The organism is Exiguobacterium sp. s48, from assembly GCF_018617395.1.
Classification (GTDB): Bacteria; Bacillota; Bacilli; order Exiguobacteriales; family Exiguobacteriaceae; genus Exiguobacterium.
The window spans coordinates 19,221-41,133 of the sequence record NZ_JACSKC010000006.1 but is presented as its reverse complement, the minus strand read 5'-3'; the positions used below and the strand labels follow the sequence as shown (position 1 = coordinate 41,133).

General features: G+C 47.4%; 27 protein-coding genes. All 27 read right to left on the bottom strand.

The window, feature by feature from the left end; translation table 11 throughout:
• Window positions 1-15: 15 nt before the first annotated feature.
• Entirely contained in the window at window positions 16-201 is a 186-nt protein-coding gene (rpmD, locus tag KNO66_RS14295; protein WP_214734753.1) for a 50S ribosomal protein L30, read from the bottom strand.
• Window positions 202-216: 15 nt separating this feature from the next.
• Window positions 217-717 (bottom strand): 30S ribosomal protein S5, encoded by a 501-nt coding sequence (gene rpsE / locus KNO66_RS14290; protein ID WP_012727660.1) that lies wholly within the window; start codon window positions 715-717, stop codon window positions 217-219.
• Window positions 718-737: 20 nt separating this feature from the next.
• The gene (rplR, locus tag KNO66_RS14285; RefSeq protein ID WP_012727661.1) at window positions 738-1,100 is read right to left on the bottom strand and encodes a 50S ribosomal protein L18; all 363 of its coding nucleotides are present in this window, start codon (window positions 1,098-1,100) and stop codon (window positions 738-740) included.
• 34 nt (window positions 1,101-1,134) lie between these two features.
• On the bottom strand, window positions 1,135-1,674 hold the full coding sequence (rplF, locus tag KNO66_RS14280) for a 50S ribosomal protein L6 (RefSeq protein WP_012727662.1): 540 nt from the start codon (window positions 1,672-1,674) through the stop codon (window positions 1,135-1,137).
• A gap of 33 nt (window positions 1,675-1,707) precedes the next feature.
• On the bottom strand, window positions 1,708-2,106 hold the full coding sequence (rpsH, locus tag KNO66_RS14275; protein ID WP_012727663.1) for a 30S ribosomal protein S8: 399 nt from the start codon (window positions 2,104-2,106) through the stop codon (window positions 1,708-1,710).
• A 31-nt stretch (window positions 2,107-2,137) separates the two neighbouring features.
• Window positions 2,138-2,407, bottom strand: coding sequence for a 30S ribosomal protein S14 (gene rpsN, locus KNO66_RS14270; RefSeq protein ID WP_012727664.1), 270 nt, complete (start codon window positions 2,405-2,407; stop codon window positions 2,138-2,140).
• A 20-nt stretch (window positions 2,408-2,427) separates the two neighbouring features.
• A complete protein-coding gene (rplE, locus tag KNO66_RS14265; RefSeq protein ID WP_012727665.1) occupies window positions 2,428-2,967 on the bottom strand; it encodes a 50S ribosomal protein L5 in 540 nt (179 codons plus the stop codon).
• 32 nt (window positions 2,968-2,999) lie between these two features.
• Window positions 3,000-3,308, bottom strand: a complete 309-nt coding sequence (rplX, locus tag KNO66_RS14260) for a 50S ribosomal protein L24 (RefSeq protein WP_012727666.1) — start codon at window positions 3,306-3,308, stop codon at window positions 3,000-3,002.
• A gap of 36 nt (window positions 3,309-3,344) precedes the next feature.
• Window positions 3,345-3,713, bottom strand: a complete 369-nt coding sequence (gene rplN / locus KNO66_RS14255) for a 50S ribosomal protein L14 (RefSeq protein WP_012727667.1) — start codon at window positions 3,711-3,713, stop codon at window positions 3,345-3,347.
• Between the two features lie 44 nt (window positions 3,714-3,757).
• Window positions 3,758-4,018, bottom strand: a complete 261-nt coding sequence (rpsQ, locus tag KNO66_RS14250; protein WP_012727668.1) for a 30S ribosomal protein S17 — start codon at window positions 4,016-4,018, stop codon at window positions 3,758-3,760.
• A gap of 32 nt (window positions 4,019-4,050) precedes the next feature.
• Window positions 4,051-4,254 (bottom strand): 50S ribosomal protein L29, encoded by a 204-nt coding sequence (rpmC, locus tag KNO66_RS14245; RefSeq protein WP_012727669.1) that lies wholly within the window; start codon window positions 4,252-4,254, stop codon window positions 4,051-4,053.
• Window positions 4,241-4,678 carry a 50S ribosomal protein L16 gene (gene rplP, locus KNO66_RS14240; RefSeq protein ID WP_012727670.1) on the bottom strand — a complete coding sequence of 146 codons (438 nt, stop codon included), beginning with the start codon at window positions 4,676-4,678 and terminating at the stop codon, window positions 4,241-4,243. The genes rpmC and rplP overlap by 14 nt, the downstream gene beginning before the upstream one ends.
• Window positions 4,679-4,710: 32 nt before the next feature.
• On the bottom strand, window positions 4,711-5,370 hold the full coding sequence (gene rpsC, locus KNO66_RS14235) for a 30S ribosomal protein S3 (RefSeq protein ID WP_026824837.1): 660 nt from the start codon (window positions 5,368-5,370) through the stop codon (window positions 4,711-4,713).
• Between the two features lie 13 nt (window positions 5,371-5,383).
• On the bottom strand, window positions 5,384-5,716 hold the full coding sequence (rplV, locus tag KNO66_RS14230) for a 50S ribosomal protein L22 (protein ID WP_012727672.1): 333 nt from the start codon (window positions 5,714-5,716) through the stop codon (window positions 5,384-5,386).
• A 20-nt stretch (window positions 5,717-5,736) separates the two neighbouring features.
• The gene (rpsS, locus tag KNO66_RS14225) at window positions 5,737-6,012 is read right to left on the bottom strand and encodes a 30S ribosomal protein S19 (RefSeq protein WP_012727673.1); all 276 of its coding nucleotides are present in this window, start codon (window positions 6,010-6,012) and stop codon (window positions 5,737-5,739) included.
• A gap of 66 nt (window positions 6,013-6,078) precedes the next feature.
• Window positions 6,079-6,909, bottom strand: a complete 831-nt coding sequence (rplB, locus tag KNO66_RS14220; protein WP_012727674.1) for a 50S ribosomal protein L2 — start codon at window positions 6,907-6,909, stop codon at window positions 6,079-6,081.
• Window positions 6,910-6,943: 34 nt separating this feature from the next.
• The gene (rplW, locus tag KNO66_RS14215) at window positions 6,944-7,225 is read right to left on the bottom strand and encodes a 50S ribosomal protein L23 (RefSeq protein WP_012727675.1); all 282 of its coding nucleotides are present in this window, start codon (window positions 7,223-7,225) and stop codon (window positions 6,944-6,946) included.
• Window positions 7,225-7,848: a 50S ribosomal protein L4 gene (rplD, locus tag KNO66_RS14210; RefSeq protein WP_026824833.1), complete on the bottom strand. Its 624-nt coding sequence runs from the start codon at window positions 7,846-7,848 to the stop codon at window positions 7,225-7,227. The genes rplW and rplD overlap by 1 nt, the downstream gene beginning before the upstream one ends.
• A gap of 28 nt (window positions 7,849-7,876) precedes the next feature.
• Complete coding sequence (gene rplC / locus KNO66_RS14205) at window positions 7,877-8,503, bottom strand: 50S ribosomal protein L3 (RefSeq protein WP_012727677.1); 627 nt, start codon at window positions 8,501-8,503, stop codon at window positions 7,877-7,879.
• Between the two features lie 60 nt (window positions 8,504-8,563).
• The gene (gene rpsJ / locus KNO66_RS14200; protein WP_012727678.1) at window positions 8,564-8,872 is read right to left on the bottom strand and encodes a 30S ribosomal protein S10; all 309 of its coding nucleotides are present in this window, start codon (window positions 8,870-8,872) and stop codon (window positions 8,564-8,566) included.
• 377 nt (window positions 8,873-9,249) lie between these two features.
• Window positions 9,250-9,759 (bottom strand): hypothetical protein, encoded by a 510-nt coding sequence (locus KNO66_RS14195; protein WP_214743078.1) that lies wholly within the window; start codon window positions 9,757-9,759, stop codon window positions 9,250-9,252.
• A 108-nt stretch (window positions 9,760-9,867) separates the two neighbouring features.
• Complete coding sequence (gene tuf / locus KNO66_RS14190) at window positions 9,868-11,055, bottom strand: elongation factor Tu (RefSeq protein ID WP_078147868.1); 1,188 nt, start codon at window positions 11,053-11,055, stop codon at window positions 9,868-9,870.
• A gap of 114 nt (window positions 11,056-11,169) precedes the next feature.
• Entirely contained in the window at window positions 11,170-13,248 is a 2,079-nt protein-coding gene (gene fusA / locus KNO66_RS14185; RefSeq protein WP_012727681.1) for an elongation factor G, read from the bottom strand.
• 112 nt (window positions 13,249-13,360) lie between these two features.
• The gene (gene rpsG, locus KNO66_RS14180) at window positions 13,361-13,828 is read right to left on the bottom strand and encodes a 30S ribosomal protein S7 (RefSeq protein WP_021066600.1); all 468 of its coding nucleotides are present in this window, start codon (window positions 13,826-13,828) and stop codon (window positions 13,361-13,363) included.
• Between the two features lie 48 nt (window positions 13,829-13,876).
• A complete protein-coding gene (gene rpsL / locus KNO66_RS14175; protein WP_012727683.1) occupies window positions 13,877-14,299 on the bottom strand; it encodes a 30S ribosomal protein S12 in 423 nt (140 codons plus the stop codon).
• Between the two features lie 290 nt (window positions 14,300-14,589).
• Window positions 14,590-18,189 carry a DNA-directed RNA polymerase subunit beta' gene (gene rpoC, locus KNO66_RS14170; protein ID WP_012727684.1) on the bottom strand — a complete coding sequence of 1,200 codons (3,600 nt, stop codon included), beginning with the start codon at window positions 18,187-18,189 and terminating at the stop codon, window positions 14,590-14,592.
• A gap of 22 nt (window positions 18,190-18,211) precedes the next feature.
• Entirely contained in the window at window positions 18,212-21,760 is a 3,549-nt protein-coding gene (rpoB, locus tag KNO66_RS14165) for a DNA-directed RNA polymerase subunit beta (RefSeq protein WP_214743088.1), read from the bottom strand.
• Window positions 21,761-21,913: the final 153 nt, after the last annotated feature.

The window sequence follows — 21,913 nt, the reverse complement described above, 5'->3', positions numbered from 1 at the left end:
TTATTAAAATCTTTATTATTCGTTGATTTCTTTTACAGTCACAAGGTGCGACACTTTGTTGATCATACCGCGCATCGCGACGTTGTCTGGGACAACGACCGTTTGATGCATTTTGCGAAGACCGAGTGTACGTACAGTAACACGCTGATCTTCCGGACGACCAATTGTGCTGCGTGTGAGGGTGATTGCGAGTTTCGCCATGTCTAGTTCCCTCCCTTAGTTAAGAAGTTCTTCTACGCTTTTACCACGTAGTTTAGCAACTTCCTCTGCTTTTTTGAGCTCAGTCAAGCCCTGTACCGTCGCGCGGACGATGTTGATCGGTGTGTTTGAACCTAACGATTTCGAAAGGATGTCACCTACACCTGCAAGTTCGAGCACCGCACGAACTGGACCACCAGCGATAACCCCAGTACCTTCAGAAGCTGGTTTCATGAATACACGACCTGCTCCGAATACTCCTGTGATTTCGTGTGGAATTGTTGTACCAACCATAGGTACTTGTACCATGTTTTTCTTAGCGGCTTCAATAGCCTTGCGAATCGCTTCTGGCACCTCTTGTGCCTTACCTGTACCGAAACCGACGTGACCATTTTTGTCACCTACGACTACGAGAGCAGCAAAACGGAAGCGGCGGCCACCTTTTACGACTTTCGCGACGCGGTTTACGGTAACAACGCGTTCTTCAAGTTGTTCCATGTTAACGTCTAACTGGCGCATCGAGTGTCCCCTCCTTTTTATTAGAATTTAAGACCTGCTTCACGAGCTGCTTCTGCAACAGCTTTGACGCGGCCATGATAGAGGTATCCACCACGGTCGAACACAACTGTGTCGATACCTTTCTCGAGTGCACGTTCTGCAGCAAGTTTACCAACAGCTTTCGCTGCTTCAACGTTACCGCCATTTGTAAGATCGAGAGCTTTATCTTTCGAAGATGCAGACACAAGCGTTGTTTGTGCCGCGTCATCGATAAGTTGAACGTAAATGTGCTTGCTCGAACGGAATACGTTCAAACGTGGACGAGCTGCCGTCCCCGTGATCGTACGACGTACGCGAGCATGACGTTTTTTACGAACTGCATTTTTATCTGCCTTTGTGATCATTTATGCCACTCCTTTCCGTTCATTTCGTGACGAATTACTTACCAGTCTTACCTTCTTTACGGCGAATACGTTCATCAGAGTAACGAACACCTTTACCTTTGTAAGGTTCTGGAGCACGGTACGAGCGGATTTGAGCAGCAACGTGACCGACGCGCTCTTTGTTAATCCCTTTTACGATGATTTGCGTGTTTGAAGGAACTTCGATTTCGATACCTTCCTCAGCGACGTACTCGATTGGGTGCGAGTAGCCGAGGTTGAGGACGAGTTTGTTACCTTGCTTCGTAGCACGGTAACCAACCCCCGAGATCTCAAGTGTTTTTTGGAATCCGTTCGACACACCTTGTACCATGTTGGCAATAAGGGCACGTGTCGTACCGTGAATTGTGCGGCTTTCTTTCGATTCGTCTGGACGAACAACCGTCAATTCGTTCTCTTCAACTTTGATTTCCAATGCCGGGTTAGCTGAAAGCGAAAGTTCACCTTTAGCACCTTTTACTGTGACCGTGTTGTCATTAGCAACTGTTACAGTAACGCCAGCAGGAATCGTAACTGGTTTTTTACCAATACGTGACATTGATTACACCTCCGTTCTTGTTAGAAAAGTGACTTACCAGATGTAGGCGATCACTTCGCCGCCGACTTGTTGTTGGCGAGCTTCTTTATCAGTCATAAGACCTTTAGATGTCGAAAGAACTGCGATTCCGAGTCCTCCGAGTACTTTAGGTACTTCATCAGCTTTTGCGTATACGCGAAGACCTGGTTTCGAAATACGTTTGAGACCAGTGATTACACGTTCGTTGCTTGCTCCATATTTAAGGAAAAGACGAAGTGTACCTTGTTTAGCGTCCTCGATATATTCAACATCGCGAATGAAACCTTCACGCTTAAGGATTTCAGCGATCTCACGTTTAATGTTCGAAGCTGGAAGCTCCATTTTTTCATGGCGAACCATGTTAGCGTTACGGATACGTGTAAGCATATCTGCAATAGGGTCTGTCATTACCATGCGATGTACCTCCTTTCACACTGTTAGTGGATTACCAGCTTGCTTTTTTAACACCAGGGATTTGACCTTTGTATGCAAGATCACGGAACTTGATACGGCTGATCCCGAATTTACCCATGTAACCATGTGGACGACCTGTGATGCTGCAACGGTTGTGCAAGCGTACAGGTGACGAGTTACGTGGCAATTTGCTGAGTCCGATATAATCGCCTTCAGCTTTCAACTTCGCACGCTTTTCAGCGTACTGGGCAACGAGTTTCTCGCGTTTAAGTTCGCGATTCACCATTGACTTCTTAGCCATGTTGTCGACCTCCCTCTAGATTATTTTTGGAATGGCATACCGAGAAGTGTGAGCAATTCACGTGCTTCTTCGTCTGTGTTTGCTGTTGTAACAACAACGATGTCCATACCGCGTACTTTAGATACTTTATCGTAATCGATCTCAGGGAAAATAAGTTGCTCTTTCACGCCAAGCGTGTAGTTACCGCGTCCGTCGAATGCTTTCTTCGATACACCGCGGAAGTCACGTACACGTGGAAGTGAAACAGTTACCAATTTGTCGAGGAAATCGTACATGCGCTCGCCACGAAGTGTAACCTTCGCACCGATTGGCATACCTTCACGAAGTTTGAAACCAGCGATTGATTTCTTCGCTTTCGTTACGAGTGGTTTTTGACCTGAAAGAATTGTTAATTCTTCAACTGCCATATCAAGTGCTTTCGAGTTCGAAACAGCGTCACCTACACCCATGTTGATGACAATCTTTTCGATTTTCGGTACTTGCATGACCGAGTCATAGTTGAATTTATCCATCATCGCTTTCACGATGTCGCTTTTATACTTCTCTTGCAAACGGTTCATAGTCGAATGGACCTCCTTTCGTCACGTTCTTCTTATTTATCGAGTGATTCGCCCGATTTCGCGACACGAACTTTTTTACCATCGACTACTTTGAAACCAACACGAGTTGGTTTGCCAGTTTTAGGGTCAAGTGGCATTACGTTCGAGACGTGAATTGGTGCTTCGATCTCAAGGATCCCGCCTTGTGGATTCGCTTGTGAAGGTTTCGCGTGTTTTTTCATCACGTTTACGCCTTCAACCACTACGCGGTTTTTGCTTGGCATAGCTTTGAGGATAACCCCTTGCTTGCCTTTATCTTTACCAGACATTACCTGGACTGTATCGCCTTTTTTAACATGCATCGTTTGCGCACCTCCTTATAGGATTGAAATTGGAAATTAAAGTACTTCCGGTGCCAACGAAACGATCTTCATGAATTCTTTTTCACGAAGTTCACGTGCAACTGGCCCGAAGATCCGTGTGCCGCGTGGGCTCTTGTCATCTTTGATAATGACTGCTGCGTTCTCATCGAAACGGATGTACGAACCATCTTTACGACGAGCGCCGCGTTTTGTACGAACGACAACTGCTCTGACAACGTCACCTTTTTTAACAACGCCACCTGGTGTTGCTTGTTTTACCGTTGCGACGATGATGTCACCGATGTTTGCAGTCTTACGACCAGAACCACCGAGAACTTTAATTGTCAACAGTTCACGCGCGCCAGAGTTGTCTGCTACTTTCAAGCGAGATTCTTGTTGAATCATGCGAGTGTACCTCCCTCCGGATGTTTAATAAATCCGAACTGTTATTAGATGATTACTGATTCTTCTACTACTGTTACAAGACGGAAACGTTTGTCTTTAGAAAGAGGACGTGTTTCCGCGATGCGAACGATATCGCCCACTTTAGCGACGTTGTTCTCATCGTGTGCTTTATATTTCTTCGTGTAGTTTACACGTTTGCCATAAAGTTTATGACGAACCTTTGTTTCTACTGCGACGACGATCGTTTTGTCCATTTTGTCAGACACGACGCGACCAGTGAACACTTTACGGTTGTTGCGTTCCATGAGTGTTACCTCCTCTCAAGAATCCGATGTAATTAGCCGTTGTTGATGCCGAGTTCGCGTTCACGAAGAATCGTTTTAGCACGCGCAATCGACTTGCGTACTTCACGGATACGAGCAGGATTCTCAAGCTGACCTGTAGCAAGTTGGAAGCGAAGGTTAAAGAGTTCTTCTTTCCACTCGCCCACTTTACCGTTGAGCTCTTCAGTTGTTGATTGACGGAGATCAGTTGCTTTCATTCGTATCACCACCATTTTCTTCACGTTTCACGAACTTACATTTTACTGGAAGTTTGTGCGATGCAAGACGAAGTGCCTCACGTGCCACTTCCTCAGATACACCTGCGATTTCGAACATTACTTTGCCAGGCTTAACTACAGCTACCCAGCCTTCTGGAGCACCTTTACCCGAACCCATTCGGACTTCGAGAGGCTTTTTAGTGTACGGCTTGTGTGGGAAGATCTTGATCCACACTTTACCACCACGTTTCATATAACGTGTCATTGCAATACGTGCTGATTCGATTTGACGGTTTGTAATCCAGCTCGCTTCGAGAGCTTGGAGACCGAACTCACCGAAGTGTACAGTTGTGCCGCGTTTAGCGTTCCCGCGCATTTTACCACGGTGTACACGACGATATTTCACGCGTTTAGGTAACAACATAGTGTGTTGCCTCCTTCCTGAAAGAGTGTTTATTATTCAGCGTTTTTCGCTGTGTTGTTTTTTGTTGGAAGAACTTCACCGTGGTATAACCAAACTTTTACGCCGATTTTACCGTAAGTTGTGTCTGCTTCAGCTGTTCCGTAATCGATGTCGGCACGGAGTGTGTGAAGTGGAACTGTTCCTTCCGAGTACTTCTCTGAACGAGCGATATCAGCGCCACCAAGACGACCAGAAACTTCAGTTTTGATCCCTTTGATGCCAGTACGCATCGAACGTTGAATAGATTGTTTCATTGCACGACGGAATGATACGCGACCTTCCAATTGACGAGCAATGTTTTCTGCTACAAGCTTCGCAACAGCGTCAGCGTTTTTCACTTCAACAACGTTGATGTGAACGCGTTTTCCGTCAGCGAGTTTTGTAATGTGTTTACGGAGTGATTCGATTTCAGAACCACCTTTACCGATTACCATACCTGGCTTCGCAGTGTGAAGCGAAATGTTCACGCGGTTTGCAGCGCGTTCGATTTCAACTTTAGAAACACTAGCATCCTTCATTTTGTTTTCGATGTATTCACGAATAACGAAGTCTTCATGAAGGAGATCAGCGTAGTCTTTCTCAGCGTACCAACGCGAATCCCAGTCTTTGATAACACCAACGCGAAGACCGTGCGGATTTACCTTTTGACCCACTACATATCCCTCCTTATTTCTCAGTTACCACGATGTGGATGTGGCTTGTGCGTTTGTTAATACGGCTTGCGCGACCCATCGCACGTGGGCGGAAGCGTTTGAGTGTTGGACCTTCGTTTACGTAAGCTTCTGTTACAACGAGGTTCTCAATGTTCATATCGTAGTTGTGCTCTGCGTTAGCAATCGCTGATTTTAATACTTTTTCAACGACTGGCGATGCTGCCTTGTTCGTGTGAGCAAGGACAGAGAGCGCTTCGCCGACTTGTTTCCCGCGAATTAAGTCTACAACGAGACGTGCTTTGCGAGGAGCAAGACGGACCATATTAGCTGATGCTTTAGCTTGCATGGATTTGACCTCCCCTCAAATTACCGTTTCGTTTTCTTGTCTGATCCGTGACCTTTGTAAGTGCGTGTTGGAGCGAATTCACCAAGTTTGTGACCAACCATGTCTTCTGTCACGAATACTGGTACGTGTTTACGACCATCGTGCACACCGAACGTGTGACCCATGAATTCTGGGAAGATCGTCGAGCGACGTGACCAAGTTTTGATGACTTGCTTCTCACCAGATTCGTTGAGTTTGTCAACTTTAGCGAGTAAGTGGTGATCTGCGAATGGACCTTTTTTCAAGCTGCGACCCATGTTAGAACCTCCCTTTGGAATGATTCGGGAACGGCCCTTTCGAACCGCCCGAGAATCATGTAGTAATTATTTCTTACGGCGACGAAGGATGTACATGTCGCTCGATTTGTTTTTCTTACGAGTCTTAAGACCAAGAGCTGGTTTACCCCAAGGAGTAAGTGGGCCCGAACGACCGATTGGCGCACGACCTTCACCACCACCGTGTGGGTGATCAACCGGGTTCATTACAGAACCACGTACTGTTGGGCGTTTGCCTAACCAACGTGAACGTCCTGCTTTACCGATGTTTACGAGTTCGTGTTCTTCGTTACCAACTGAACCGATTGTCGCGCGGCAAGTGCCGAGGAACAAACGTGATTCACCAGATTGAAGACGAACGATGACGTACTTGCCGTCACGTCCTTGGATTTGTGCCGATGCACCAGCCGCACGAACTAGCTGACCGCCTTTACCAGGCTTAAGCTCGATGTTGTGGATTGTTGTACCGACAGGGATGTTTACGAGTGGAAGAGCGTTCCCCACTTTGATATCCGCTTCAGGACCAGACATGATTTCCATGCCTACTTTGATGCCCTTAGGAGCGAGGATGTAACGTTTCTCACCATCTACATAGTTGATGAGTGCGATGTTTGCTGAACGGTTTGGATCGTATTCGATCGTTGCTACGCGTCCTGCAACGCCATCTTTGTTACGTTTGAAATCGATGATACGGTATTTACGCTTGTGACCGCCACCTTGGTGACGAACAGTCAAGCGACCTTGGTTGTTACGTCCGCCTTTTTTCGAAAGCTTTTCAGTTAACGATTTTTCAGGGCGATTCGTTGTGATCTCTGCAAAGTCGAGAGATGTCATGTTACGACGACCGTTAGTGGTCGGCTTAAACTTTTTGATTGCCATCGAGGATTCCCTCCTTTTCTTCTAAGGTAGTTAATTAACCGAGGAAGTCGATTGTGTTGCCTTCAGCAAGGGTTACGATCGCTTTTTTACGACGAGCTGTGTAACCAGAGTGACGACCGACACGTTTCGCTTTCGGTTTGTAGTTCATTGTGTTTACCGAAGCAACTTTCACGTTGAAGATTGTTTCGATAGCGTGTTTCACTTGCGATTTAGTCGCTTTTACGTCGATTTCGAAAACGTATTTGTTAGCTTCCATGAGGCTAACTGAACGCTCAGTGATAATCGGACGTTTGATGATATCGTATGCTTGAGCCATTATGCAAGCACCTCCTCTACCTTCGCAACCGCATCTTTAGTGAAGATGACTTTGTCGTTAGCAACGAGGTCAAGAACGTTTACGCCTGCTGCGTCGATCACAGTCACTCCTGGGATGTTACGAGCTGCGAGAGCGATAGTCTCATTGTAGTCCGCTGTGACTACAAGAGCCTTACGTTCTACTGATAAGCTGTTGAGTACAGCAGCCATATCTTTTGTTTTTGGTGCATCGAAAGCAAGGCCTTCGAGGACGATGAATTCGTTGTTTTGTACTTTCGACGAAAGAGCCGAGAGAAGTGCTAAACGACGAACCTTCTTAGGAAGTTTGTAAGAGTATGAACGTGGTGTTGGACCGAAGACTGTACCACCACCAACCCATTGTGGTGAGCGGATAGAACCTTGGCGCGCACGACCAGTTCCCTTTTGTTTCCATGGTTTACGGCCGCCACCGCGTACTTCCGAGCGACCTTTCGTATCGTGAGTACCTTGACGGCGTGATGCTTGTTGCATGACGATTGCGTCGTAAAGTACTGATTCGTTTGGCTCGATTCCGAAGATGGCTTCTGCCAATTCGATTTCGCCAACTTGTGAACCTGTTTGGTTAAGCAAAGCTACTTTAGGCATTCGTAATTCCTCCTTTCCGTGCAGTTAATTAGTTACCTTTGACCGCTGATTTGATGATGACGTTCGATTTACGAGCGCCTGGGATAGCACCTTTCACGAGGAGAAGGCCACGTTCCACATCAACTTTAACGACTTCAAGGTTTTGAATTGTTTTACGCTCTCCACCCATTTGACCAGGAAGAAGTTTCCCTTTGAATACGCGGTTAGGAGCGACAGGACCCATCGAACCAGGACGACGGTGGTAGCGCGAACCGTGAGCCATTGGTCCACGTGATTGTCCGTGACGCTTGATCGCACCTTGGAATCCTTTACCTTTCGATGTACCTGTAACGTCTACTAATTCACCTGCAGCGAAAATGTCTGCCTTAATCTCTTGACCGATTTCGTATCCTTCTACTGAAGTACGAACTTCTTTGATGAAGCGCTTAGGTGTCGCGTTTGCTTTCGCAGCGTGACCTTTTGATGGTTTGTTTTGACGTGATTCTTTGATGTCTCCGAAACCAAGTTGAACTGCTTCGTAACCGTCTGTGTCAACTGTTTTAAGTTGAAGAACGACGTTACCTTCTACAGCAACTACTGTTACTGGTACAACTTCGCCTGCTTCGTTGAAGATTTGAGTCATACCAAGTTTTGTTCCTAAGATTCCTTTAGCCATGAGATACACCTCCTGTTAATAATTATTGTCTCTTCTGGCTAGTATCTACTATATGAAGAATTAAAGTTTGATTTCGATGTCTACACCTGATGGTAACTCGAGACGCATAAGCGCATCGACTGTTTTCGGTGTTGGATTTACGATGTCGATCAAGCGTTTGTGTGTACGCATTTCGAACTGCTCACGAGCATCTTTGTACTTGTGAACCGCACGAAGGATCGTGTAAATCGATTTTTCAGTTGGGAGCGGGATTGGACCCGATACCTTTGCACCTGAACGCTTCGCAGTGTCAACGATCTTCTCAGCTGATTGATCGAGAACGCGATGGTCATATGCTTTTAAACGAATACGAATTTTTTCATTTGCCATGTTTGTTTCCCTCCTTTGTCGCCTACTTTTAAAATAGACAATTCTCCGCGGAAATTTCCACACCGGCCATGGCAATGCTGCCTGGCGTGTCATAACCTCCCGCTTCAACGCAGCGTGCTTGTGTCAGCAGAGGCATCCGATCATTGCAAATCAACGATTGGACCCATTTTCTGCTGTAAAGTCTCTCACCACTCGCACAAACACTTAATCATTATATCTAATCTGGTCATGGAATGCAAGATTAGATTTTTGAAGTTGCCGGTTGTCTGATGAGTTGCTCAACGTTCCCTAATGTAACAAGATTCGCGAGCTTTTGCAAGCAAAAATTCATTCTTTTATTGAACTATTTTTCAAACGAACTCCCATGTCAACTCGACCTAGCGTTTCATCAACTCGCCAAAACGCTCTGTAACCCCTTCTATGACCGATTGCGGAGCTCTTTTTAAACATTCATGGACAATTCCTTCATTAATAGAGTGGTGCTTAAAATAGTGAATCAAGGAATCTAGTTTTTCTTCACGATCAATCACCGTATAAAGAACGATCCACTCCTCGAGGTGCATCCATTGTCCAGTCGGCTCAATGAAAGGATGCGTATAAATCCCGTCCGTGCACTTCATTCGAAAACTGGACATGACGTCCACATCTGCCCCCTCGAATACATACTCTCCAAAGTAAGTCGTCAAGTACGCTTCATGTGGTTCAGATGATTGCTTCTCACCGGCACGACTGAGTACCCGGTCGATTTTTTCAAACTGGTCTGGTTCCACAAAGACATCGATGTCATTCGTCACCTCGACAATGTGATGGTGCTTCAACAGCTCCGAGCCGCCGATCCGATACTCAATCCCATTCAAGCGACAAATCGTCTCTAGTTGCTTCAGCATGACGCCACTCCTTTCTCATATGCCTCATCTTATCATGTCATGATGAAAACATAAAAAAGCAGCCCGCATATTGCGGACTGCTTGAAGTTGTTCAGTTGAATCAATCGATTACTCGATGATTTCTGTTACTGAACCAGCACCTACAGTACGGCCACCCTCACGGATAGAGAAACGTGTACCGTCTTCGATCGCGATTGTAGAAATCAATTCGATCGTCAACTCGATGTTGTCTCCTGGCATTACCATTTCAGTACCTTCTGGAAGGTGAACGATACCTGTTACGTCAGTTGTACGGAAGTAGAACTGCGGGCGGTAGTTCGCGAAGAATGGCGTGTGACGGCCACCCTCTTCTTTAGAAAGAACGTAGATTGATGCTTTGAACTTTGAGTGTGGTGTGATTGAACCTGGCTTAGCAAGTACTTGTCCACGCTCGATGTCGTCACGTGATACACCACGGAGAAGTGCACCGATGTTGTCGCCAGCTTCAGCATAGTCAAGAAGCTTACGGAACATCTCTACACCAGTACATACAGTTTTCTTCGTTTCTTCTGTAAGACCAACGATTTCGATCTCGTCGTTGACGCGGAGAACACCACGCTCAACACGACCAGTCGCTACAGTACCACGACCAGTGATTGAGAATACGTCCTCAACAGGCATCATGAAGTCTTTTTCAGTGTCACGAACTGGTTCTGGGATGTACTCATCAACAGCGTTCATGAGTTCCATAACTTTTTCTTCCCACTGAGCTTCACCGTTAAGTGCGCCAAGTGCAGAACCTTTGATTACAGGGAGGTCGTCGCCTGGGAAGTCGTATTCAGAAAGAAGTTCACGAATTTCCATTTCAACGAGTTCGAGAAGCTCTTCGTCGTCTACCATGTCAACTTTGTTCATGAATACTACGATGTAAGGAACACCTACTTGACGTGAAAGAAGGATGTGCTCACGTGTTTGTGGCATTGGGCCATCTGTTGCAGATACAACGAGGATCGCGCCGTCCATTTGTGCAGCACCAGTGATCATGTTTTTAACATAGTCAGCGTGTCCTGGGCAGTCAACGTGTGCGTAGTGACGCTTGTCAGTTTCGTACTCGATGTGAGCTGTTGCGATTGTGATACCGCGCTCGCGCTCTTCTGGAGCACCATCGATTTGGTCAAACTTAGTAGCTGTTTTACCTTGTGCACGTGAAAGTACAGCAGAGATTGCTGCAGTCAAAGTTGTTTTACCGTGGTCGACGTGGCCGATTGTACCAACGTTAACGTGCGGTTTAGAACGGTCGAATTTTTCTTTACCCATTCTAGATTCCTCCTCTATTAAACGATTAGTTTTTATTTAACTAGGAAGACGTAGGTTACTTTTAACATACGTCCTCCTTAGCTTACAACAATCAATCTAGCGATACAACCGTTATTAGCCGTTCGCTTTTTTGACGATTTCTTCAGCAATTGATTTCGGTACTTCTTCGTAGTGATCGAAGTGCATCGAGTACGTTCCACGTCCTTGTGTACGTGAACGAAGTGATGTTGCGTAACCGAACATTTCTGAAAGTGGAATCATCGCTTTAACGACTTGTGCGTTACCGCGAGCTTCCATACCTTCTACGCGTCCACGGCGTGACGTAACGTCACCCATGATGTCACCCATGTATTCTTCTGGGATAACAACTTCAACACGCATCATTGGCTCAAGGATGACAGCTTTCGCTTGGTCCTTAAGTTGTTTAACCGCCATCGAAGCAGCAACTTTAAACGCCATCTCGTTCGAGTCGACATCGTGGTACGATCCGAATACGAGACGAGCTTTAACGTCTACTACTGGGTAACCAGCGAGGATACCGTTTTCGAGAGCTTCTTCAATCCCGTTTTGAACAGCAGGGACGTATTCACGTGGTACAACACCACCGACGATCTTGTTCTCGAACTCGAATCCAGCGCCTTCTTCGTTCGGCTCGAATTCTACGACAACGTGACCGTACTGACCGCGTCCACCAGACTGACGAACGAATTTCGAATCGATCTTCGCAGCGCCACGGATTGTTTCACGGTAAGCAACTTGTGGTGCACCAACGTTAGCTTCTACTTTGAACTCGCGACGCATACGGTCAACGAGGATATCAAGGTGAAGCTCACCCATACCAGAGATGATCGTTTGACCAGTCTCAGGGTTTGTTTCAGTGCGGAATGTTGGATCTTCTTCTGCGAGTTTCGCAAGAGCTTGACCCATCTTATCTTGGTCTGCTTTCGATTTAGGCTCGATTGCAACCGAGATAACTGGTTCTGGGAACGTCATTGACTCGAGAACGATGTTATCTTTCTCAGAGCAAAGCGTGTCACCAGTAGTCGTGTCTTTGAAACCAACAGCAGCGGCGATGTCACCAGCGAATACCATTGGAATCTCTTCACGGCTGTTTGCGTGCATTTGAAGGATACGACCGAGACGCTCACGCTTCCCTTTAGTCGAGTTCTTCACGTATGATCCCGCTTCAGCTGTACCAGAGTACACGCGGAAGAACGTCAATTTACCGACGTAAGGGTCAGTCATAACTTTGAACGCAAGTGCTGAGAATGGAGCTTCGTCAGAAGGCTCACGCGTGATTTCTTCTTCTGTATCGAGGTTGATCCCTTTGATTGACTCTACATCAACTGGTGATGGGAGGTAATCAACAACGGCGTTAAGCATGAGCTGAACACCTTTGTTCTTGAAGGCAGAACCAACGAGTACAGGGTAGAATTCGACGCTAAGTGTCGCTTGACGGATCGCAGCTTTCAATTCATCGATTGAAATCTCTTCTCCTTCAAGGTACTTCATCATCAACTCTTCGTTGAAGTCAGCAACACCTTCGATCAATTGACCGCGAAGTTCTTCAGCTTGGTCAGCCATGTCAGCTGGGAAGCCATCTGTAACTTCGATGTCAGTACCGAGGTCGTTGTTGTACATGTAAGTCTTCATTTCAACGAGATCGATGATCCCTTTGAAATCGTCCTCTGCTCCGATTGGGAGTTGGATCGCGTAAGCGTTCGCTTGAAGACGATCATGGAGCGTCTTCACAGAGTACAAGAAGTCTGCGCCGATTTTATCCATCTTGTTGACGAATACGACACGTGGTACACCATATGTCGTCGCTTGACGCCATACAGTTTCTGTTTGTGGTTCTACACCTGACTGAGCGTCAAGTACAGCAACCGCACCATCAAGTACACGGAGTGAACGTTCAACTTCTACTGTGAAGTCTACGTGTCCAGGTGTATCGATGATGTTTACACGGTGGCCATTCCACTGTGCAGTTGTCGCAGCTGAAGTGATCGTGATTCCACGCTCTTGCTCCTGCTCCATCCAGTCCATTTGTGAAGCACCTTCGTGCGTTTCACCAATTTTATGGATACGACCTGTGTAATAAAGAATACGTTCAGTTGTTGTCGTTTTACCGGCATCGATGTGAGCCATGATCCCGATGTTACGAGTATTCTTTAGGGAGAATTCTCTTGCCATACTGGGTATTCTCCTTCCGCATGTTTGATTTTCGTGTGCGCGCACACGATATGATTATACCCGAAAGCCACTCCGTTAAGCCATGCTTGGCGGAGTGGACTTTACGATTAAATTACCAACGATAGTGAGCAAACGCTTTGTTAGCTTCCGCCATTTTATGCATGTCTTCGCGTTTCTTAACAGATGCACCAGTGTTGTTGGCTGCATCCATGATTTCGTTCGCGATACGTTGCTCCATCGTTTTTTCGTTGCGGAGACGAGCGTAGTTCACGAGGTAACGAAGACCAAGTGTTGTACGGCGCTCTGGACGAACTTCTACAGGAACTTGGTAGTTAGCTCCACCTACACGGCGTGCTTTAACTTCAAGTACAGGCATGATGTTGTTCATTGCTTCTTCGAACACTTCCATTGGCTCTTTGCCTGAGCGTTCAGCGATGAGGCCAAATGCGTTGTAAATGATAGTTTGAGCTGTACCTTTTTTACCGTCTAACATGACACGGTTAATGAGGCGAGTTACCAATTTCGAGTTGTAGATCGGATCTGCGATAACGTCACGACGTTCTGCACGGTTTTTACGCATCCGAGTACCCTCCTTTCAAAATTTCAATTGTAGTTTAGTTTGCGAGAATTACTTCTTCGCAGCTTTCGGACGTTTCGTACCGTATTTAGAACGGCCTTGCATACGTCCATCAACACCTGCAGTGTCAAGCGCACCACGAACGATGTGGTAACGTACCCCTGGTAAGTCTTTTACACGTCCTCCACGGATAAGAACAACGCTGTGCTCTTGAAGGTTGTGGCCAATACCTGGGATGTACGCAGTCACTTCGATTTGGTTAGTCAAACGAACACGAGCATACTTACGAAGCGCCGAGTTCGGTTTCTTCGGAGTCATTGTACCAACACGTGTACAAACACCACGTTTTTGTGGTGAGCTCACGTTTGTTTGTGACTTGATGAAACTGTTGTAACCTTTGTTAAGTGCTGGAGAGTCAGATTTCACGACTTTCGATTTACGTCCTTTACGGACTAACTGGTTAATAGTAGGCATCTTTGAAGATCCTCCCTTCCTGAATGTTGCTATTTTCTAGTCCCACCGACCCGGGTGGTTCATTTAAGGTCATAACGAAACGCTTTTACGAGGCGTAGGCATTCCATGACCTCGCAAAAACGTGAGTTATACCTTGAAAGTGGCAATTGTAGCAGCCAAACCTTCCCGTAGAAAGTTCGGATGGACGTCCAAGTAGCTTGCCGACTGCTGGACATCGTTGTCATCGACAACAACCGATTGGCGGCACTAAATCATAGTAGCACCGCCAACCTGCGCTGTCAAGACGTATTTTACTCGACTGTTGTATCTTCGAGCGCAACTGGCGCCTCATCTTCTTTGAGTTCTACATCACGGTAGACGGCCATTCCAGTACCAGCTGGAACGAGCTTACCGATGATGACGTTCTCTTTGAGTCCGAGGAGATAGTCGCGTTTCCCTTTGATTGCTGCATCTGTCAAGACGCGAGTCGTTTCTTGGAACGAAGCCGCTGAGAGGAACGAATCTGTCTCAAGCGAGGCTTTCGTGATTCCGAGAAGGACCGGTTTCGCAGTCGCTGGGTGTTTTCCATCACGAATCGCATCTTTACACGCTTCTTTGAAGACACTGATGTCGACGAGTGATCCAGGGAGAAGTGGTGTGTCACCTGATTCGATGACTTTGACACGACGAAGCATTTGGCGAACCATGACCTCAACGTGCTTATCACCGATTTCTACCCCTTGCATCCGGTAAACTTTTTGAACTTCTTGGAGAAGATAGTTCTGAACACCAGACACACCACGGACGGCGAGCAATTCTTTCGGATCGATCGAACCTTCCGTGAAGACTTCACCGGCTTCTACTGTATCGCCGATTTGAACACGTAGACGTGCTCCGAATGGAATCGTGTATGAACGAGTCTCACTAAATCCTTCGACCGTGAGTTCACGCTTGTCACGCGATTCCGTGAAGTCGATGACCGTACCAGAGATTTCCGAGATGACCGCTTGACCTTTCGGGTTACGGGCTTCAAATACCTCTTGGATACGTGGAAGACCTTGTGTGATATCGTCTCCGGCAACCCCACCTGTGTGGAAGGTACGCATTGTAAGCTGCGTTCCTGGCTCACCGATTGATTGTGCGGCAATGATACCGACGGCTTCTCCGACTTCAACGTTAGATCCAGTCGCCAAGTTGCGTCCGTAACACTTCTTACATACGCCGTGTGACGTGTTACATGTAAAGGCTGTACGGATTTCAACTTTTTCAACACCCGCATCAACAATGATGCGTGCGATGTCTTCTGTGATCAATTCGTTCTTATCGATCAACACTTCGCCCGTTTCAGGGTGTGTGACCGTTTCGAACGATGTACGTCCGACGAGACGGTCGTACAGGCTTTCGATTTCTTCCGTACCTTCGCGGAGTGCAGAAACACGGATTCCGCGGTCTGTTCCACAATCTTCTTCACGGATGATGACATCTTGCGCAACGTCGACGAGACGACGCGTCAAGTAACCTGAATCGGCTGTCTTCAAGGCTGTATCGGCAAGACCTTTACGAGCCCCGTGAGTCGAGATGAAGTACTCTTGAACCGTCAGACCTTCACGGAATGACGATTTGATTGGAAGTTCGATGATGCGACCAGATGGAGCGGCCATCAAACCACGCATACCCGCAAGCTGCGTAAAGTTCGATGCGTTACCACGGGCACCTGAGTCAGACATCATGAAGATTGGGTTCAAGCGGTTGAGGGATTTCATCAATCGTGATTGAATTTCATCCTTCGCTTCGTTCCAAGCACGGACAACGCGCTCGTAACGCTCATCTTCAGTGATGAGACCACGACGGAACGACTTCATGATTTGGTCGACTTGTTTTTGTGCTTCGTCAAGAATTTCCTGTTTATCCGGAAGTACGATGATATCGGCAATCCCAACCGTGACACCCGCTTTTGTCGAGTGCTTGAAGCCAAGATCTTTCATCCGGTCAAGCATGCGGCTTGTTTCAGTCGTTTCAAACTTCTGGAACACTTCCGCGATGACTTTTCCAAGGAAACCTTTTTTGAACGGGTCGATGATTGGACGTGATGCGATTTCTTCCGCAACGTTCGCCCCTTTGTCGATGAAGTACTTATCAGGCGTTGCTTCCTGTAAGTTTTCCATCGTTGGCTCGTTCAAGTATGGGAACGTGTTTGGCAAGATTTCGTTGAAGATCATCTTACCAACAGTCGTAATGAGCAATTTCTCGTTCTGTTCGTCTGTGAACGTCGGGTTGTTGAGCGTACGTGCCGGAAGTGCCACACGCGAGTGCAAGTGGACATAACCGTTTTGGTAAGCAATCAACGCTTCGTTGACGTTCGAGAACACTTTCCCTTGACCGACGGCATCTTCACGTTCGAGTGAGATGTAGTAGTTACCGAGGACCATATCCTGTGATGGTGTAACAACTGGTTTTCCGTCTTTCGGGTTCAAGATGTTCTGTGCAGCGAGCATGAGAAGACGTGCTTCCGCTTGTGCTTCAGCAGAGAGCGGAACGTGGACAGCCATTTGGTCACCATCGAAGTCGGCGTTGTATGCCGTACATACGAGTGGGTGAAGGCGAATCGCACGACCTTCAACAAGAATCGGTTCGAATGCTTGAATACCAAGGCGGTGAAGCGTCGGGGCACGGTTCAAGAGGACCGGATGCTCACGAATGACTTCTTCAAGGACGCCCCAGATTTCAGGTTGCATCTTCTCGATTTTGCGTTTGGCGTTCTTGATGTTTGAAGCGATGCCGCGACCGACAAGCTCTTTCATCACGAACGGTTTGAAGAGTTCAAGTGCCATCTCTTTTGGAAGACCACACTGGTACATCTTCAAGTTCGGACCTACGACGATAACCGAACGTCCTGAATAGTCGACCCGTTTACCGAGAAGGTTTTGACGGAAACGACCTTGCTTCCCTTTCAACATATGTGAAAGTGATTTAAGCGGACGGTTACCAGGACCTGTTACCGGACGACCACGACGACCGTTGTCGATGAGGGCGTCAACCGCTTCTTGAAGCATACGCTTCTCGTTTTGCACGATGATGTTCGGCGCGCCGAGGTCGAGCAAACGTTTGAGACGGTTGTTCCGGTTGATGACTCGACGATACAAATCGTTCAAGTCAGATGTCGCAAAGCGTCCACCATCAAGCTGTACCATCGGGCGAAGCTCTGGTGGGATGACAGGAAGTACTTCAAGGATCATCCAGTCCGGATTGTTTCCTGAAGTGAAGAATGCATCGAGAACTTCCAAGCGCTTGATCGCACGTGTACGACGTTGACCTTGGACTGTTTTCAACTCTTCACGAAGCTCGCCTACTTCTTTTTCAAGATTCACGTCTTGAAGAAGTGTACGGATGGCTTCAGCACCCATGTCTGCTTTGAAGTCGCTACCGTATTTTTCACGGTAGAGACGGAATTCTTTTTCCGAGAGAAGTTGTTTCTTCTCAAGCGGAGTATCACCTGGCTCTGTGACCACGTAAGATGCGAAGTAAATGACTTCTTCAAGCGCACGTGGTGACATGTCGAGAACAAGCCCCATGCGGCTTGGAATCCCTTTGAAGTACCAGATGTGCGAAACTGGTGCCGCGAGCTCGATATGGCCCATTCGCTCGCGACGCACTTTCGCTTTCGTCACTTCAACGCCACAGCGGTCACAAATGACTCCTTTATAACGGATACGTTTGTATTTCCCACAGTAACATTCCCAGTCTTTCGTAGGACCGAAGATTCGTTCACAGAATAATCCGTCCTTCTCTGGTTTAAGTGTACGATAGTTGATCGTTTCCGGCTTTTTGACTTCACCGTAAGACCACGAACGGATCTTCTCTGATGAAGCCAAGCCGATTTTCATATATTCAAATCGATTAACATCTACCAAGGGGCCGACCTCCCTTTTCGCCTTATTCCTCTTCCGTAACAGTCGGTTGAACGACTTGTTCTAACGCCGATGTTGCGTTCGGGATGTTGTCGTCATCTTCATCTTTCATTTCGACTTCTTCATCATCCGCTGACATCATCTTGACTTCCATACCGAGCGCTTGAAGCTCTTTGATCAAGACGCGGAATGATTCAGGAACGCCCGCTTTCGGAACGCTCTCGCCTTTCACGATGGCCTCATATGCTTTCACACGACCGACCGTGTCATCCGACTTGATTGTCAAGATTTCTTGGAGCGTGTAGGCTGCACCGTACGCTTCAAGAGCCCAAACTTCCATCTCCCCGAAGCGCTGACCACCGAACTGTGCTTTACCACCGAGCGGTTGTTGCGTGACGAGTGAGTATGGTCCTGTCGAACGAGCGTGAAGTTTGTCATCAACCATGTGCGCGAGTTTGATCATGTACATGACACCGACCGAGACGCGGTTATCGAACGGTTCACCCGTACGACCATCGTAGAGACGCGTTTTCGCATCTTTATCCATACCAGCTTCTTCAATCGTTGCCCATACGTCTTCCTCACGCGCTCCATCGAATACAGGTGTTGCCACTTTGATGCCGAGCTTCTTCGCCGCCATACCAAGGTGGAGTTCAAGTACCTGACCGATGTTCATACGAGATGGTACCCCAAGCGGGTTGAGCATGATGTCAACCGGTGTACCGTCTGGCATGTATGGCATATCTTCTTCAGGGAGGATCCGCGAGATAACACCTTTGTTACCGTGACGTCCCGCCATCTTATCCCCTTCGTGAATCTTACGTTTTTGAACGATATAGACACGTACCATTTGGTTGACGCCTGGAGACAATTCGTCACCGTTCTCACGGTCGAACACTTTGACATCCAAGATAATTCCATCTCCACCGTTTGGTACACGAAGTGACGTATCACGTACTTCACGTGCCTTCTCACCGAAGATTGCGTGCAAGAGACGCTCTTCCGCCGTCAATTCTGTAACGCCCTTAGGTGTTACTTTACCGACGAGGATATCGCCATCCTTGACTTCAGCCCCGATGCGGATAATTCCGCGATCGTCCAAGTTACGAAGTGCATCATCTCCGACGTTTGGAATATCACGTGTGATTTCCTCTGGTCCGAGTTTCGTATCGCGTGACTCTGACTCGTACTCTTCGATATGAATCGACGTGTACACATCATCTTTCACGAGACGCTCACTCATGATGATCGCATCCTCATAGTTGTAACCATCCCATGTCATGAAGGCAACGACGACGTTACGGCCGAGCGCGAGCTCACCCATATCCATCGATGGACCGTCTGCAAGGATTTCTCCTTTTTCAACACGGTCACCAGCTGCGATGATTGGTTTTTGGTTATAACATGTCCCTTGGTTCGAACGGACATATTTTTGAAGTTTGTAACGGTCCAAGTCACCCGAAACCTCAGAACCGTTCACGTCAGACGTGCGACGGATCAAGATTTCACGCGCTGTGACGCGTTCGACGACACCTGGGTATTTCGCAACGATGGCTGCCCCAGAGTCTTTCGCAGATACATACTCCATTCCAGTACCGACAATCGGTGAATCTGGTTGAAGAAGTGGTACTGCTTGACGTTGCATGTTCGCTCCCATGAGGGCACGGTTCGAGTCATCGTTCTCAAGGAACGGGATACATGCAGTCGCGGCAGAAACAACCTGTTTCGGCGAAACGTCCATGTAATCGACTCGGCTTGGCTCAACTGACAAGTTTTGTCCGCGGAAACGGCAAAGAACTTGTTCGTTCGCAAAGTGGCCTTCTTCTGTGAGCGGCATGTTCGCCTGTGCGACGACATAGAGGTCTTCCTCATCAGCCGTCATATATTGGATATCGCCAGTAACGAGACCCGTTTCTGGGTCAACACGACGATATGGTGCTTCAATGAAACCGTACTCGTTCACTTTCGCATAAGACGAGAGTGAGTTGATGAGTCCGATGTTCGGTCCCTCTGGCGTTTCGATTGGACACATCCGACCGTAGTGCGAATAGTGAACGTCTCGAACTTCGAAACCAGCACGTTCACGTGTCAAACCACCCGGTCCAAGTGCAGAGAGACGACGCTTGTGCGTAAGCTCTGCGAGCGGGTTTGTTTGGTCCATGAACTGTGACAATTGCGAGCTACCGAAGAACTCTTTAAGTGATGCGATAACCGGGCGGATGTTGATGAGCGCCTGTGGCGTGATCGCGTTTTGATCTTGAATCGACATACGTTCTTTTACGACACGTTCCATACGGGAAAGCCCGATCCGGAATTGGTTTTGGAGAAGTTCTCCGACTGAACGAAGACGACGGTTTCCTAAGTGGTCGATGTCATCTGTTGTTCCGACTTCGTGAAGTAAGTTGAAGAAGTAGTTGATTGAAGCGATAATATCGGCTGGCGTAATATGTTTTACGCTACGGTCGATATTGCCATTTCCGATGATGTTCAAGATACGCTCTCCATCTGGGTCATCCGGTGAGACGACTTTGATTGATTGAAGACCGAACGGTTCACCTTCAGCGACACCACCAGTTGGTTCCGCGTCGACATAACCGAGTCCGTTCTCCAAATGCGGGAGAATACGATCGAGGTTGCGACGATCGAGGACAGTTCCAGCTTCAGCGAGTACTTCGCCTGTTTCTGGGTCCACGAGCGTTTCCGCTAATTTTTGACCGAACAAACGGTTCTTAAGATGAAGTTTTTTGTTCATCTTATAGCGACCGACGTTTGCTAAGTCATAACGTTTCGGGTCGAAGAAACGTGACACGAGAAGTGATTTCGCGTTTTCTACTGTTGGTGGTTCACCAGGACGTAGACGCTCGTAAATCTCGATCAACGCTTTTTCTGTAGACTCTGTATTATCTTTTTCAAGGGTGTTACGAAGGTATTCGTCATCTCCGAGAAGGTCGATAATTTCTTGGTCCGTACCAAATCCGAGGGCACGCAACAACACCGTTACCGGAATTTTACGGGTACGGTCGATACGAACATAAACGATATCTTTGGCATCTGTCTCGAGTTCGAGCCAAGCACCACGGTTCGGGATGACGGTTGCGCCAAATCCACGTTTACCGTTTTTATCGAGTTTAGCGTTATAGTACACGCTCGGTGAACGAACAAGCTGGGAAACGATGACGCGTTCTGCACCATTAATGATAAATGTTCCCGATTCTGTCATGAGCGGGAAATCCCCCATGAATACTTCTTGTTCTTTGAGCTCACCTGTCTCTTTGTTTTGGAGACGCACTTTTACGCGAAGTGGCGCAGAATAAGTAACGTCGCGCTCCTTCGATTCATCGATTGAATACTTCGGCTCGCTGAGCGAGTAATCGATGAACTCCAATACGAGGTTTCCTGTGAAATCGGAAATCGGTGAAATGTCCGTAAACATCTCTTTCAATCCTTCACGCAAGAACCACTCGTAAGAAGCAGTTTGAATTTCAATCAAATTCGGAAGCTCTAGAACCTCACTGATACGGGCATAGCTTCTTCTCTGACGGTGACGACCGTACTGAACAAGTTGACCAGTCAACTGATTCACCTCTCAGACCCCCAATTCTTTAGCGAATTTTTCGGGCGTAATAATCGAACATTGTCATTGAATGTCGCTCGTTTTCCGTCTCTAAAAAGCGGCAGACACGGCAGTTTCAAGCGAATTCCATTCCAATGGCATTTTATAATGTTA